Origin of the sequence: Romboutsia sp. 13368, assembly GCF_018336475.1 — a bacterium.
In the GTDB taxonomy this organism is placed as follows: domain Bacteria; phylum Bacillota; class Clostridia; order Peptostreptococcales; family Peptostreptococcaceae; genus Romboutsia.
On record NZ_CP048741.1, the window covers coordinates 1145677 to 1145991 of the forward strand.

Consider the following 315-nt stretch of genomic DNA (forward strand, 5'->3'; position numbering starts at 1 on the left):
TATATAAGCTAATTAAAAAGTTCTCATAATAGCTAATATAATAAGAAGTACACCAGATATCCAAGATAAATTTATATCTATTATATTGGCAAAATATTTTSCTATAWGACTGCCTAATGTTAAACAAAGTATACCCACTAAAAAACAAAGTAAGATAACCTGTGTATAATTTACATATACTAATCCGCTACTAAAACCAACTGCTAAACTATCTAATGAAAGAGCTACTGCCAAATAAAAAGCTTCTTTAGCACTAAGTAATTTAGACTTATCATAATCTGCTTTTATTTCATCTGCATAAATTTGAAGAACAAG

At 26.5% G+C, this 315-nt stretch carries 1 protein-coding gene; it reads right to left on the reverse strand.

The features are described 5' to 3' along the window. Window positions 1-12 precede the first annotated feature (12 nt). Window positions 13-315, reverse strand: a 303-nt coding sequence (locus G3997_RS04645) for a manganese efflux pump (RefSeq protein ID WP_296648846.1), incomplete at its 5' end; no start/stop codon positions are given.